The sequence below is a fragment of the Streptomyces sp. NRRL S-31 genome, assembly GCF_000718775.1.
In the GTDB taxonomy this organism is placed as follows: Bacteria; Actinomycetota; Actinomycetes; order Streptomycetales; family Streptomycetaceae; genus Streptomyces.
Map to the genome: position 1 here is coordinate 1 of NZ_JOCB01000148.1, position 13467 is coordinate 13467.

At 71.7% G+C, this 13467-nt stretch carries 16 protein-coding genes; 5 read left to right on the forward strand and 11 right to left on the reverse strand.

The window, feature by feature from the left end:
- Positions 1-777: 777 nt before the first annotated feature.
- The 8 genes from IF37_RS0136310 to traA all read right to left on the reverse strand — a co-directional run bounded on the left by IF37_RS0136310 (position 778) and on the right by traA (position 6695).
- Entirely contained in the window at positions 778-1179 is a 402-nt protein-coding gene (locus IF37_RS0136310; RefSeq protein WP_030753178.1) for an RNase adapter RapZ, read from the reverse strand.
- The gene (locus IF37_RS0136315) at positions 1176-1547 is read right to left on the reverse strand and encodes a ParB N-terminal domain-containing protein (RefSeq protein WP_030753181.1); all 372 of its coding nucleotides are present in this window, start codon (positions 1545-1547) and stop codon (positions 1176-1178) included. Before IF37_RS0136315 ends, IF37_RS0136310 begins: the two co-directional genes overlap by 4 nt.
- Positions 1544-1903 (reverse strand): hypothetical protein, encoded by a 360-nt coding sequence (locus IF37_RS0136320; protein ID WP_030753184.1) that lies wholly within the window; start codon positions 1901-1903, stop codon positions 1544-1546. The genes IF37_RS0136315 and IF37_RS0136320 overlap by 4 nt, the downstream gene beginning before the upstream one ends.
- Entirely contained in the window at positions 1900-2349 is a 450-nt protein-coding gene (locus IF37_RS0136325) for a Pycsar system effector family protein (RefSeq protein ID WP_030753187.1), read from the reverse strand. The genes IF37_RS0136320 and IF37_RS0136325 overlap by 4 nt, the downstream gene beginning before the upstream one ends.
- Complete coding sequence (locus IF37_RS0136330) at positions 2346-3431, reverse strand: DUF2637 domain-containing protein (RefSeq protein ID WP_037858007.1); 1086 nt, start codon at positions 3429-3431, stop codon at positions 2346-2348. Before IF37_RS0136330 ends, IF37_RS0136325 begins: the two co-directional genes overlap by 4 nt.
- A 5-nt stretch (positions 3432-3436) precedes the next feature.
- On the reverse strand, positions 3437-3916 hold the full coding sequence (locus IF37_RS0136335) for a hypothetical protein (RefSeq protein ID WP_030753192.1): 480 nt from the start codon (positions 3914-3916) through the stop codon (positions 3437-3439).
- Between the two features lie 183 nt (positions 3917-4099).
- Complete coding sequence (gene traB, locus IF37_RS0136340; protein ID WP_030753195.1) at positions 4100-6130, reverse strand: plasmid transfer protein TraB; 2031 nt, start codon at positions 6128-6130, stop codon at positions 4100-4102.
- Between the two features lie 16 nt (positions 6131-6146).
- Positions 6147-6695, reverse strand: a complete 549-nt coding sequence (gene traA / locus IF37_RS0136345) for a plasmid transfer protein TraA (protein WP_158727447.1) — start codon at positions 6693-6695, stop codon at positions 6147-6149.
- A 170-nt stretch (positions 6696-6865) separates the two neighbouring features.
- Here traA and IF37_RS0136350 point away from each other — a divergent pair, with 170 nt between their 5' ends.
- The 5 genes from IF37_RS0136350 (at position 6866) to IF37_RS0136375 (ending at position 10230) form a co-directional block, all read left to right on the forward strand.
- Complete coding sequence (locus IF37_RS0136350) at positions 6866-7606, forward strand: GntR family transcriptional regulator (protein ID WP_030753201.1); 741 nt, start codon at positions 6866-6868, stop codon at positions 7604-7606.
- A 183-nt stretch (positions 7607-7789) separates the two neighbouring features.
- A complete protein-coding gene (locus IF37_RS0136360) occupies positions 7790-8122 on the forward strand; it encodes a hypothetical protein (RefSeq protein WP_030753204.1) in 333 nt (110 codons plus the stop codon).
- A gap of 785 nt (positions 8123-8907) precedes the next feature.
- Positions 8908-9111, forward strand: a complete 204-nt coding sequence (locus IF37_RS0136365; RefSeq protein ID WP_158727448.1) for a hypothetical protein — start codon at positions 8908-8910, stop codon at positions 9109-9111.
- Positions 9112-9296: 185 nt separating this feature from the next.
- A complete protein-coding gene (locus IF37_RS0136370) occupies positions 9297-9623 on the forward strand; it encodes a hypothetical protein (protein ID WP_030753210.1) in 327 nt (108 codons plus the stop codon).
- A 397-nt stretch (positions 9624-10020) separates the two neighbouring features.
- Positions 10021-10230, forward strand: a complete 210-nt coding sequence (locus IF37_RS0136375; protein ID WP_030753214.1) for a hypothetical protein — start codon at positions 10021-10023, stop codon at positions 10228-10230.
- Positions 10231-10232: 2 nt separating this feature from the next.
- Here IF37_RS0136375 and IF37_RS46245 read toward each other — a convergent pair whose 3' ends face one another.
- The 3 genes from IF37_RS46245 to IF37_RS0136390 form a co-directional block, all read right to left on the reverse strand.
- Positions 10233-10619 (reverse strand): hypothetical protein, encoded by a 387-nt coding sequence (locus tag IF37_RS46245; protein ID WP_030753217.1) that lies wholly within the window; start codon positions 10617-10619, stop codon positions 10233-10235.
- A gap of 195 nt (positions 10620-10814) precedes the next feature.
- Complete coding sequence (locus tag IF37_RS0136385) at positions 10815-11327, reverse strand: hypothetical protein (protein WP_030753220.1); 513 nt, start codon at positions 11325-11327, stop codon at positions 10815-10817.
- A 78-nt stretch (positions 11328-11405) separates the two neighbouring features.
- The gene (locus IF37_RS0136390; RefSeq protein WP_158727449.1) at positions 11406-13127 is read right to left on the reverse strand and encodes a protein rep; all 1722 of its coding nucleotides are present in this window, start codon (positions 13125-13127) and stop codon (positions 11406-11408) included.
- Positions 13128-13467: the final 340 nt, after the last annotated feature.

The window sequence follows — 13467 nt, forward strand, 5'->3', positions numbered from 1 at the left end:
GGGCCACTGCGCTCACGCGAGGGGGTAAGCGGCGCAACCGTGGCGGCACGCGGAAGCGGCGGGGGTGTTGCAGACGCCGAAGCGTCCCGTACGCTGGACACAGACGAGTCCCTTGGTGTGAAGGCCGGGCGGACGTCAGAAACGGCTCGGGATTAGGCCCCCGGGCCGTTTCGCTTTTCTCGGGCTGATCCTGCCACTCCGCGCAACCGCTGTTCCCCCCGGCACGCCTGACGGTGTCTCGCCCCTTGCGCAACGGTCGGCGTGGTCCTGGTGGCGGGTGACGAGCTGGTGGACGTCGGCGCGGCCGGCGGCGTGCTCGGCGTGGCCGCAGGCGCAGGCGTAGGCGGCGCGCGGCATCGGCGCCGCGGCGATCCAAAGGCCAGGGCAGTCAGGAGTCGGCTGGAGGGTGCTCACGTCCTGATAGACGGGGTGAGCCGCTGATCCATTACGCGCGGCCCCCGCGCACGCGTACGCGTAGGACGGTCTCACGAGTTCCACGAGCGTTCCTTTCTGCTGGTCAGGGGCGCGACGGTAGGTCTCACAACGGACAGCCCCCGCTATCGGTACGTCTGCGGCGAAGATCTGTTACACCCTCCCCCGGTAAATCGGTACGAACTGGGGTGATACGCCGGGTTGTTGCGCAGGTTGCGCAGGTCCATGCACGCGCGCCCGCGCGATGGGTGGGTCCCAAAAGTCCCAAAACCCTGGTGGGGCTGGTGTGACTTGGAGGGCCGGAAGAAGCCCCGCCGGGTATCCGGCGGGGCTCCGGGGGGGGTGCTACGGCTTGCTGGGCTCGCGGTTGTGGACCCCGGCGGGCAACAGCGCCAGGTCGACGTCGCGGTGCTCGACAGTGGCCTCGTCACCGGCTTCGCACAGCAGCTCGTACGAGAGACGGGCCAGGCCGACGCTGCGGTGCCGGCCGCCGGTGCAGCCCCACCCGATCGTGACGTCGGCGCCGGTCTCCTCGGCGAGAACGCGGGCGGTAGTGACCACGTTGGCCGCCAGCCGCTCGGCGCCCGGCGTGTTCCTGACGTGGTCGTAGACCTCCTGGTCCAGCCCGGTGCGGTGCTTCAGCTCCGGGTCATGGAACGGGTTGCGGAGCAAGGCCCGCAAGTCGAAGGTCAGGTCGGCGGTGGGGGCGGGGCCGTGGCCGTAGCCGAAGGAGATGATCCGGATCATCGGGCGGCCTCCGTGGAGTAGTTCGTGAGCAGATGGAACGGGAACGGAGCGGTCTCCATGTGCACGCCGAAGTCCCGGATCCAGTACCAGTGGAACGGGAAGGTGGGGACGCCCGACCCCATGAGGGCGACGGCCCGGTGATGGCCGTCGGCCACGTACACGTCGGGGTGGCGGTCGCTGACTCCGAGGGTGATCGGCTCGCGCAGGCCCTCGCGGGGGATGGACCGGCGGAGTTCCTCGACCAGGGCGCGGTCCTTGGGCCGGGTCTCGAAGCGCCGGCGGGCGTCGGCCCACCGGACGTACTCCGTCGGCCTGATGTGCTGGTCGCTGAGCAGCCGGGTGGGCATCTGGCCCCGGTACAGCCTCATCGGGTCGCCTCCACGGTCCAGGTCCAGCCTTCACCGGCGGCGGCGGCACGGGCGGCAGCGTCGGCCAGGGCGCGGGCAACGGCGGCGGCGGAACCGCGGACGAACCGGTGCCGGGCGAGCTGGAGCAGGAGGCCGGCGACCTGGTCGAGCTTGGCGGCCGGGATGGTGCCGCCGGTGCCGGGGTCCCTGAGCAGGTCCACGAGGGGGCCGCGCTCGGCGGACGGCAGGCAGCCCTCGGCGTACCCGGCCAGGGCGGTCAGGACCTTGACGGGGTGGCGGTCCTCGCCGAAGAAGTCGCTGCCGTGGCTGACGACGACGTGGGACTGGGGGTCGATGATCTGCGGTCGACGGGTCACAGCGAGCCTCCCACGGCGATCAGGGCGGACAGGACGAGCAGTGCGGCACCCGCGTACATCAGGTCGATGGCCTGGCGCACGGCGGTGAACTTGGTGACCGCGAGCCGGGACAGGCCGACGATGTCGGCGGCCAGGTCCCGGGTCTCGGCGGTGGCGGTGATCTGCTGGGGGGTGAGGGTGGCCCACAGCGGGAAGCCCTGGCGGCCGTTGAGGTTCGGGCGGACGGAGTGGAGCAGGAGTCCGGCCGTGACGGCCAGGACCGCGAGCCCGATCTCTCCGACGACGTACGCGGCCGGGGTCATCGGCAGGGCGCGGGCGAGGGTCCAGGCGCCGGCCAGGACCGCGCCGACGAACGCCAGCAGTAGTCCCGCCTTGACGTCGGTGCGGGCGATCTCCGCCCGGACCTCGGCGTGCTGAGCAGCTAAGACCTCATCGGTGATGCTCATGCCGACACCCCTTCCAGCTCCTTGAAGCGGTTGGCGACCCACCCGGTAGACCAGCCGGTGAGCGCGGCGACCTGACGCTGTGAGCGGCCCTCACGGACCGCCTTGGCGACCTCGGCGCGGGCGTCCTCCTCGCTCATCTTCTGGCCGGGCTTGGCGTCGTGAGCGGTCTCGTGAGCGGGGGTGCTCACAGTGGCGCTCACGGTCTGGCGGGGGGTGCTCACGGCGGCGCTCACGGACGCCAGGGCGGGCTTGCGAGTCTCGGTCGCCTTCCGGTCCCGTTCGGCCTGCTGTGCCCGCTCCTTGGCCTTGCGGACGGCCTCCTGCTGCTGCCGCTCACGCTCCTGCCGCTCCCGCTCTTCGTGGCGCTCGCGGTCGATGCGCTCCTGTTCCTCGCGGCGGAGGGCGGCGGCCCGCTCCTCTCGCTGCCGCTCCAACTCGGCTTCGTGCTCACGCTCCTCGCGGGCGACGCGGGCGGCGTGCTCACGCTCGCGCTCACGTTCGGCCGCCTCCTGCTCACGGCGCTCACGGGCGGCGGCCTCCTGGCGCTCACGCTCCTGCCGGGCGGCTTCCTGCTCGCGCTCACGGTCGGCCCGCCGCTCTTCACGGAGCTGGCGCTCACGCTCGCGCTCACGGTCGGCCTCGGCCTGGTGCTCACGCTCGATCCGCTCGATCGCCGTGGTGATCGCGCGGCGCCACTTCAAGCCCGCCTCGGCCGTGACGATGAGCAGGATCGGCGCGACCGCGTGGACGCCGACGCCCACCAGGTCGCCCTTGAGCGCGGAGTCTCCGACGTTGAGCGCAAGCGTCATCAGTCCGGTGAGCCACCGCAGCAGCGCCGGCCAGAACCCAGCGTCGCCGTCGAGGCGGGCGACGATCGCGTCGACCCGCACCACGATGACCACGGCTGCGTCCACGACGATCGGCAGGATCGGCGCGGTCAGCCCCCAGCCCTCCGGCGTCACCCGCTGCACGAGCGGGGTGACGGTGAGGACCGAGAACAGGACCGCCCCGGCGACGATGACCCACGACAGGCGCAGGATGCGTTCCGCAGCGTCGACTTGGGCTTGGGTGTCGAGCTTCACGCCGATCACTCCCCGACCCTGGAGCGGGCGCCGATGCCGCGCGCGGTCGACGTGATCTCGGTCCGCTTGATCACGGTGCCCTGGTAGACGTTCGTGGTCGACGCCTTGCGGGCCTTGGAGATGGCGCCGCCGAGGGCCGTGGCCAGGGCGGCGGCCCCGGCGAACGGGGCGGTGACGGCGAGGACCCCGGTCAGGGTCACGGAGGAAAGGGCCTGAAGGAAAAGCCAGGCCGCGCAGCCGAGTCCCACCGCGCCGGCGCCGACGCCGATGGAGGCGACCGCGACTCCGGCGGCCCACTGAGGGACGATCCGGGTCTCGGGCTGGAGGACGGGCGGGGCGGAGCCGATGGCGGGGACCGGGGTGGTGTCGCGGAAGGTGGTCGCCGCGGGCGCCGGCGTCTCGGGCCGGTACGCCTCGCGGATCAGCCGCTTCGCTTCGGCGGACGCCTCGGTGTCGGTCAGGGGATACTGCGGGTCGGTGGTCACGGGATGCCTCCGTGGCTGTCGTCAGGCGGGCCGCCCCGATTCGAGCGGGGCGGTCCGTCGCTGTGCGGGGGGTGTGCGGTCGTGCTGTGCGGGGGTGTGCGAGCCGCTGTGCGGCCCCTTTCACACGCCGTGTGACATGGGAATTCGCGCTGTGCGGCTGTGCGGGGTGTGCGGGGTGTGCGGTCAGCCGCCGACACCGGCCAGGACCGGCAGGAGCCGGTACACGCCCGCCTCCCCGGTCGGGGCCAGGCGCCCTTCCTCCGCGAGCCGCTTCATCTCCCGGGAGACCCACGAGCGGTCGCGGCCGATCTGCTCCAGGTACGGCCCGAGATCCTTGACCGCGACCGTGCCGGGGCCGACGGAGGCGAGCATCTCCACCAGCTCAGCGAGCAGCTCCCGCGCCTCCTCCGTCGACGGCTTGCCCTCCGGGAGCGCGGCGTCGACGCCGGCGGCGGGCAGTTCGGCCGTGGCGTCCAGGTCAGCGTCCTCGGCGTCGACGAGCGCGGCGACCGCCTGGGCGGACTCCTGGGCGTCGGTCGGAGCCTGAGCCTGGGCGGGAACCGTGGCGGCGGCCGGGGCCGGGGCGCCTGCCCGGGCATGGCGCTCGGTGAAGAGCTGGCCCGCGACCTTGGCCGCGATGTCCTCGGTGACCGTGCCAGTGCTCTGGGGCCGGACGCCGGCGAACTGGGCCACGATCCAGGCGGCGGCCTTCTCGTACTCGCCGGACGGGCCGGTCCAGAACGTCCTGGCCGGGTTCGCGTACAGGTCCTCGTCCACCCCGGCGGACACCATGTAGACGTAGCCCTTGCGCTTGTTGCCCCACGCGGCCGGGTTGGCGCCCGCCTCCAGGACCTCCTCCGGGAGCGCGAACGAAGCGTCGTCGCCCCGGACTCCGAAGCACATCGCGGCCGGGAGGGACGCGCGGGTGTCGGTGGAGAGCTGGTAGCCGGACGCCCGCTGCATGGAGATAACGAGGGAGACACCGGCGGACCGGGCCTCCTGCGCGATGCCGGTGAACACGTCGTCACCCAGCTCGCGCAGCAGCTTGGCGGCCTCCTCGAACCACGCGACCAGGTACGGCATCCCATCGCAGCCGCAGGCGCCGGCCGCGCGGCACGAGTGAGCCGGATCGGTCTGCTTCTCGGCGGCCGCGGGCTCCCACGCACGGTAGCTGTGATCCCGCAGCCAGGCCGCACGGGCGGGGATGACGGCCTGGACGGTGGCGACCATCGCGGAGGCCGACACGGTGTCCAGGGCAGCCCAGTCGAGCGCCGGGACGAGCGGGAGGAAGTCCTGTCCGCCCTTCGCCGCGTCGGACAACCACACCGAGACGTCCCGGCGGGTCAGCAACTCGAAGAACAGGTCGAGGGCGCCCTCCGTCTTGCCGCTGCCGGTCATCCCCATGACGAGCATGTGGATCGCGTCCAGGAGCGGCAGCACCAGGTCGCTGCCGTCGTCGTACACGCCGATCCGCAGCGGCACGGCGATGGACTGACCGGGGGCAAACGGCCCCGGGTACAGCGTCGGGGTCTTGAGCATGTCCTCGGGCACGATCACGAACTGGCCCTTCCTGGCGGAGTCGGGGTCGTGCTGGACGCGGATGGCCGTGGTCGGCACGTCGAGGGCGGAGGCGATCCGGGGGAGCGCCTTGGCAACGTCGTCGTTGGTCAGCTCCCCGGCGGGCAGCTCGTACGGCACGGTGACGCGGTTCGGCTCGACCTTGATCTGGCGGAGCTTGGTGCGGGCGAGCCCGACCTTCTCCAGCAGTCCCTTGTCCGAGTCGGACCCGGACGTCTCCCCGCCGGCCGCACGCATGACGTGCCGGATGTTCCAGGACAGGGCGAGGGTTGCCCCGCCCATCAGGTACAGGTCAGGGAGCGGGCCGGTGAGCGGGCCGGACAGGGCGGCGGAGGTGAGCCAGGCCGACCCCGCCGCCACGGTGATGGCGGAGTGCAGACGGCGCTGGGGGCCGGTGGACTTGCCCGCCCACCAGGTCGCGGCCGTCAGGGCGGTGGAGGCGAGGGTGAGGCCGACGCCCGCCCACGGGGACCCGCCCCACTGCCAGTTCGCGCCGGCACCGGCCAGGCCGACCCCGCCCACGACGATCCACGGCGGCGTGTACGGCTTGGCCCGGTGCCACAGCCAGGCACCCATGCCGGTCGACCCGCCAGAGTTCAGGCGGTCCTCGTTCTGCTGCTGAAGATCCTTGCCCATCGTGGGTCTCCCCCTCTCAGAACCGGAACGGGTTGGTGGTGGGGGCCTGCTGGGGGCGCGGACGCATCAGGTCGGCGTACTCGCGCTGGAAGGCCGCGTAGGTGGCCACCGCGTTCTTCGCCGCAGCCGTGGCGCCGTCGGCGGACCGCTTGAGCTTCCAGGCCACCTTCTTGGCCCGCATGCGGGTCTGGATCGCGTTCTCGCCCGGCAGCGGCAGGGACTGCCCCAGACGGGCCTCCAGGATCTTCGCGGCCATAGCCAGCTCGATGGCCGCCTGGATCATCACGGCCCGCAGACCGTTGCAGTAGTTCCGGACGTCGTCCGTCGTGTTGAAGCTCGGCTCACCGAGGATGAAGTGCGAGGACCGCCCACCCTGCGGCGCCGAGCCACCACCACCCACGTTCTGCGTCCTGTTGCTGTTGAACGTGATGTTCACCGGCGGGACAAACGACTGGCCCATCGCACCGACGAACCCGCCGGCCGCCGCACCAGCCGCACCAGCCGCGGACTTGAACTTCTCGCCCTTGCTCGCCCCTTCCGGGGACGGAGTGTTCCTCGTGGCCACGACAGCACCTCTCTCGCTGAAGGTATGACTCTGCCTTCCGGCTGGTACTTAACGTACCTTGCCGATGCCATGAAGGTACATGAAGCACGGATTCAGGGCAAGCATGTACCTTGGGCGAACATTGATGTACCTTCGGAAGTGAATCGCGCCCCGACAAACGTGGAGGAGCTATGCCATACAAGGCACAGGAAGGGAAGGGGTACGCCGACGTGGCAGCCCACTTCCGCACACTGATCAAGAGCGGAGAACTCTCCCCGGGCGACTCGCTGCCGTCGGTCCCCGAGATCCGCCAGCAGTTCGGCGTGGCAGCGAAGACCGTGAGCCGAGCCCTCGGCGTGCTGAAGAGCGAGGGGTTGGTCACCTCCCGCGGCGCCCTGGGCACGACCGTGGCAAGCTCCCCGATCGTCATCACGGGCGCGGACCGGCTGAAGCGGATGGAGACCAACGGACTCCGCTACGCCCCTGGTGAGACCTCGTCTGGTCACCGCGTGATGCGCCGCTCGGTCTACGACTCTGAGGTGTGCACTGCACTCGACCTTGAGCCCGGCGACGAAGCTGTCATCCGTATCCGCGTCTTTCGACAGGACGACAAGCCGACGTCGGTCGGCATCTCGGTGTATCCGCCTCACACCGTCTCGGCCGTCCCGGAGCTGGCGGAGGACATCCGCATGGTGGCCCAGTTCGACAAGCTCTACACCGAGCGCACCGGCCACGAAGTGGTAAAGGGGCAGCGCACTGCCCAGTCACGGCAGGCGACCCCCGACGAGCTGGCTGCTCTCGAAATCGACGCCCCGTCGCACTCCGCCGTGGCTGTCCTCGTCACCTCCGTGACCTTCCACGACGAAGACCAAGCCCTGGGCTACTGGGAAGACATCTACGCCCCCGGAGCGCGGGTTCCCATTGGTGAATAGCTCCACCGCCCCCACCAACTGCCCCGCCGGGGCGCCGACCGAAGCGCCGGCGCCCCGGCCTCACCCAAGGAGCACGATGTTCTACGACGACAAGGTCACGGTGCCGAAGCTGGTCATCCGGTACGCCGTCGGCAGCCAGGAGCGCGAAGTGGTCGTGGCTGCCAACGGAGAGCGGGTCGTCTGATGACCGAGATCACCACCACCGACCTGCGCCGCTGGCAGTACGCCGCGATCAACGTCCTCACCCAGATCACCGGCGACGCCCCCCCGGACCTCTCCCCGATCACCTGGCGGGTCGCCACCACCGCCCAGCTCCAGGGCGAGCCCGGCAGCGGCACCCGTACCGAGCGGCTGGCCAGCCTCCGGGCGTGGGCCGACCACCTGGGGATCACCCTCAAGGACCGGCCCGGCACCGACGGCCTGGTGAGCTACCACGGCACCACCGAGCGGACCGCCAAGAACGGCAAGAGCGTCACGATCTCGCTCCACCTGCGGGACTGGCCCGACAACGCCTAACCACACGTCAAAGCCCCGCTGGCACCCCGGCGGGGCTTTCTGCTGCCCGAGGAGCCTCTGGGTGCGGCATCCCTGAGCGGTTTACATGGCGGGTGCTCTGCCGACTGCCCCTCTCGCCGTTGTGCGCGTTGAACAGGCTGGCGGGGAGAGGGAGGGGGCTCGTGGCGCTGTACGGCCGTCTGCCGGACCGGAGTCGGGGCCCGGCGCCGTACCGCCGCCGTCGCAGAGCTGAGCCGCGTGAGCGGACCACACGGCCCGTCTGGGGCTGATGGGGAGCTGGCTGCTGCCGCGATGTGGCCGGCCGCCGTGGTGCAGTCGCGAGGACGCGACTGCGGTGACCGCCCGTCAGGGCTGAGCGTCCGGCTCCCCCTGGTCGTCCAGCGTCGCCCACAGCGCTACCGGCGACCCCACCACCCGACGGCTCTGACCAGCCGGTTTCGTTTCGACAACTGACGAAATGGGGCCGCTCGGGGTTACGTCAGTTGACGAAAGTCGACGCTCATCTGCCCTGCCAGCCGAATAGGCGCGGAGCCTCATCTCCTGGTCTCGCCGGGCGCGGTACGCGTACTCCCGGTGGGTCCGCGAGCAGTACGCGCGGCGCCGGCCGACGCCGGACTGCTGGACCGGGCCGCCGCACCAGGCGCACAGCGGGTCTCCGGAGTCGTCTCGGGGTGTCTCGGTGGTCATGACGCCCGACCGTAGCGGGCCAGGTCATGACGGCCGGCGAGGCGGGTCCTCTGGCGAGGCGGGTCCGGCGCTGTCGGCCCGCTCGTACGATGCCCCTCGTGACATCTCGCCGCGCTCTCGGCACCGGCCCTGACGACCGCATCCGTGCCGTCGAGGCCGATCTCCTCACGACCCTGCCGGGTATCCGGCTGCCCGACCTGGCCGACCTCCGGGCCCGCGGAGTCCTCGATGCGCACCCGCACGCGGTCGAGGACGACGACCAGGCCGGGGGGTCCCGGCGGCACCTGGCACCGCCCGCCTGAGCTGTTACAAGTTTCTCTACTGGTTCAAGACCCGGACCGGCTCCGCCGGTCGGCGCGGCCCGGACCGGCGTCCGGGCCGCTCCTGTCTCCGCCGCGCTGCCCGGCCGCCGTCCTCGGCCCGCGCCGAGCAGCTGCACGACGACGAGCACCAGGAGCACGCCGGCGCGGCGAGCGATCCTGAAGGCGTGGCCCGTATCCGGTTCTGCGCCTCCTGCGGCGCCCGGTTGCCGAGAAGCGCGTCGACCAAGCGCCTGTACTGCGACGACGTGTGCCGGGCGCAGGCGTACCGAGCCCGGCAGGCATCCGAGCGGATCATGACGCTCGCGATGATGCTGGCCGACGCCGAGTGGACCGGCGACACCGGCATGATCAGGCTGCTGACCTGCCCGGAGTGCGGCCAGATCACGTTCGCCGGCGGCGACCGCCGCCAGGACGCGGTGTACTGCTCCGGACGCTGCCGGTCCAGAGCGTGGCGCCGACGCGCGGCCCGGCGGGCGAAGCGAGAAGCGTGACGTACAGCCGTCACGAAACGGCGTTCTACTGGCTGGTATGACGGCTCGACGTCACGCTCCCGGCCACCGTCCCCCCTCGAGCGGCTGCTCGAGCCCTCCCCCTGTCTCCGCCGGGAAGTTCTGGCCCCACCCCCCGGGGGTCCGAGTCGCTGTGTCGGGTGTGTCAGCCCACGTCGGTCCACCGACACAGTCGTGTCCGGCCGGACGCGATGCCACATCACCACGGCGACCGCCAGACACGTCGACCACCACCAGGACCACGACGCCGACACGCCCCGACACAGCAGCGACACGACCGCGACCGCTGATCCCCCACACCTATGCATCACGGCCCGACGGCCCCCCAACGCGTGCACGCGTGCTCGTGCACACGCGTGCACGCGGGAGACTCCCGGGCATGACCACGCGACGCACGCTCGGCACCGGTCCGAGCATCACGACCAGGACCACGGCCACGGACTCGGCCCCGCGGCTGCTGCCCGTCGAGCGGGCCGCCGCCGACATCGAGGACCAGGAGCACGCCGACCCCCGCGCGCGAAGCGCCGGCGGACCGGTCCCCGGCCGCCGGAAGCTGGGCGACCGGGGGCAGCGAGTTGTGGGCGACTGATATCAGTTCGGCGCCTGGGTGGTGCATCCGGCGGCGGTCAGCGCCTCGGTGATGGTGGCCCGCTCAGTGTCGGTCAGGGGGCGGGTGTTGTCCCATTCGTTGTGGGGGTCGTAGCCGTACAGCACGATGGGGCCGCGGGTCGGGGGTGCGTCCTCGGGGGTCATGCGGGCGACCAGGGCGAGCACGGTGGTGGCGTAGGGGTTGGGCGGGTACTCCTCGGGGAGGATCAGCGCGCAGTCGGACATCGCGACCCGCAGGCGTGAGCCGGGGGTGAGGGAGGTCCGGCCGACGCCGTGGGGCCCCAGTGCGTGCTCTGCGGCCATCAGCCGGTCGCCCCACTCGGCGCGGCCGTCGGGGTGGATCAGGACGTAGACGGGTGCGGTGGTCATGTGCGGATGCCGCCTCTCGGGCTGGGGTTCTGGGGTGAGTAACGACCGACAGCGACAGCGAGTTAGTGCGAACTGATATCAGTTCGCCCCCGGCCGTCGGTCTCGCGCGCCGATCCGGGCCGGCGGCCGGACACCGCCACCCTTGACGCTGGGGTGGCGGTGCCGTGGCGGTGATCGGGCGGTGCCGGGTGGCGGTCAGTCGCCCAGTCCCCGGGCCCACCAGGACTCGCCGGCACCGTGGACCGCGATGTCCTCAAGGGTGGTGACGCGGCGGGCGATGGCCTCCTCGTCGCCGGTCGCGATGGCGGTCCAGAGCAGCCCCACGGCCGTGCCGCCGCCGCCGTAGACGACGATGTCGGCGCTGTCGTCGTCGGGCACCAGCGACCAGTCCGGGAGCGTGGCCAGCCGCAGGCTCCGCAGGCGCAGGTGTGGGGCCATCCCCGGCCGGTCGGCGAGCGCGGCCCGAACCTCGCCCACCGTGCACGCGCGGGCCGAGTTGCCCACGGCGCGCATCAGGTCGATGGCGGCCGAGCCGCTGTTCGGTCGGCCGTCCTGGCGGACTCGGTAGGTCTCGCTGCTCTGTCGGGCAAGGGCCTGCCCCAGCTCGACCAGGCGCTGGGCGTGGCCGCGCTCGCCGGCGACGACAGCTCGGGTTACGCGGACGGTCTCTCGTACGAGGTCAACTCCGGTCGGGAACGGGTTCGTCATCAGTTCCTCCGTCTCATGGCGCTTCGTCTGGTAGTACCGGGCGCGGTCAAAACTGGAGCGAGTTAGTGCGAACTGGGGTCAGTTACGGGTGCAGTCGCCAACGTGCTGGCCGTAGGGCTGGAGCGCGGGGGCGAGGGCTCGGCCGCACCGACGACAGGTCTCGGAGGCGGCATCGGCCGGAGGCGTGAGGCGTGGCGCGGGAACGGCCGTGGGCTTGCGCCGCTTGCGCAGGCTGACCTTCGGGGTGACGGGCCGGTCGGGATTGCGGAGCCGGTCGAACGCCGCGGTGGTCTCGTCGGCGTGCGCGACCGCGACGAGCTTCCGCCGGCGGACGAACTCGGCACGCGCGGCGGCCAGCTCGTCGTGCTCCTGGTCCTCGATGTCGAGCTGTGCGTCACGGTCAACGGCGGCCTGCTTCATCGCGTCGGCGCGAGCCGTGTACTCGGGCGCGTCCGGGTGGGCGGCGAAGTGCTCGGCGCGGGCCTTGATGACGGCTCCCTCAGCGAGGGCGAAGCCGCGGCGCCAGACCTCGGCCCGGGCCGCCAGGTCCATCCGCGCGGCCCGTCGCAGGACTTCGGCGGCGGTGGGCAGCGTGCCGTCGGCGGGCAGCTTCTCGGGCTCGGTGACGTCGGCGCCCCAGATCAGCCCCCAGGACTCGATCAGGGCGCGGACAGCACGGGTACCGCCCTTCTCGGCGGCCTTGAGCAGGGCGAGGGCGCGGCCCTTCTGCCGGGCGATGTGCCGGTACCAGGTCGCGGCAGGGATGCACGCGATCGGCTTGCCGTCGGCGGCTTCGTCGGCGGCCACCTCGTTGTCGTTGCGCTCGTCCAGCTCAAAGCCCATCTCCCGCAGGAGCTTGCGCAGGCCGTTGGACCAGTACAGCGAGCGGACGCCGGTCGCGGTGACCACGAACTCCCTCCACAGCTCCACCGAGCGCGCGTCACCAGCGATGGCGTCGCGGGCGATCTGGAACGGGGTCCGATGCCCGCCCTGGCCCTGCTTCACATCCTGCCGGGTCAGCTCTGCGGCGACTCCCCAGCGGGTCTTCCCGTCCTGGTTCTTCATCAGGTAGCGGGCCATCTGGCCGGACTCTCCCCGGTCCGGAGCGTCGATCTTCACGCCGACGGGCTTGCCGTCCTTCTCGGAGACCTCCACCGGCATCCGGGCGCCGACCTTGACCAGGGCCTCCGACCACACCTCGAACACGAGGTGCTGGAGTTCCTCAACGCGGCCGGCCGCGAGGGGCCGGGCCAGGAACAGCAGGACGTGGTAGTGGCAGTGCCAGCCGTTCTCGCCGTGCGTGACCTCCCAGGCCCGGACGAAGCCGCGGATGCCGAAGTCCTTCTTCGCCTGCCGCCACTGACGGCCCGCGTTCATGCCGAACCCGGCCTTCCATGCCGCCCGCTGCTTCTCCTCCAGGTCGGCCAGGAGGTCGCGGTCGTAGTGGCGCATGGTGAGCGTCATCATCACCAGGCCGCAACTCTGGCACTCCCAGAACTGGCCGACCTGGTCCAGCTCGTCCTGCCGGACGCGGCGGATCGACGTCGCGCAGCACGGGCAGACGTGCACCGAGCCGCAGGTGACGACCCCGGCGTACCCGGCGCGTCCGTTGCGCAGGGTCGGGGTCACGCCGCCCGCGAGGACGGAGATCCCGCAGCGCTCCAGGCGCTCCAGGCCGGAGATGGCCCGGAGGGCCTCGCGCATCTCGAACCGGATGTCGCGGGCCGTCGTGTCGGCGTCGGACTCCATGACGGTGCCGCGCGTCGAACCGCTGAACGTGGCCGGGTTGTCAGTGGACACGTCAAGATGCGGGCCGCTGACCTGCATGTCCGTAGTTTTCGCGGTAGTACCAAGGCCGCGTCCCTTTTTGGTGCCGGAGGTGCCGCCCGACCGGTCGGGGGTGGGCAGAGCCTCACCGCGCGCAATAGCACGCTTTGCCCGCTTTTTGCATGCTTCAGAGCAGTAGACGCGCGGGCGCTTGCCGGGCGTGTGGGTGATCGGGGTGCCGCAGAAGCAGCGGGGGCCACGGGTGGTTGTCATGGGGCCACTGCGCTCACGCGAGGGGGTAAGCGGCGCAACCGTGGCGGCACGCGGAAGCGGCGGGGGTGTTGCAGACGCCGAAGCGTCCCGTACGCTGGAC

Bases quoted from the DNA above. Each gene is read 5' to 3' on its own strand.
- IF37_RS0136350 (WP_030753201.1), top strand. From the start codon at position 6,866: ATGCCATACAAGGCACAGGAAGGGAAGGGGTACGCCGACGTGGCAGCC.
- IF37_RS46245 (WP_030753217.1), bottom strand. From the start codon at position 10,619: ATGACCACCGCACCCGTCTACGTCCTGATCCACCCCGACGGCCGCGCC.
- IF37_RS0136315 (WP_030753181.1), bottom strand. From the start codon at position 1,547: ATGAGGCTGTACCGGGGCCAGATGCCCACCCGGCTGCTCAGCGACCAG.
- IF37_RS0136385 (WP_030753220.1), bottom strand. From the start codon at position 11,327: ATGACGAACCCGTTCCCGACCGGAGTTGACCTCGTACGAGAGACCGTC.
- IF37_RS0136325 (WP_030753187.1), bottom strand. From the start codon at position 2,349: ATGAGCATCACCGATGAGGTCTTAGCTGCTCAGCACGCCGAGGTCCGG.
- IF37_RS0136310 (WP_030753178.1), bottom strand. From the start codon at position 1,179: ATGATCCGGATCATCTCCTTCGGCTACGGCCACGGCCCCGCCCCCACC.
- traB (WP_030753195.1), bottom strand. From the start codon at position 6,130: ATGGGCAAGGATCTTCAGCAGCAGAACGAGGACCGCCTGAACTCTGGC.
- IF37_RS0136360 (WP_030753204.1), top strand. From the start codon at position 7,790: ATGACCGAGATCACCACCACCGACCTGCGCCGCTGGCAGTACGCCGCG.
- IF37_RS0136375 (WP_030753214.1), top strand. From the start codon at position 10,021: ATGACCACGCGACGCACGCTCGGCACCGGTCCGAGCATCACGACCAGG.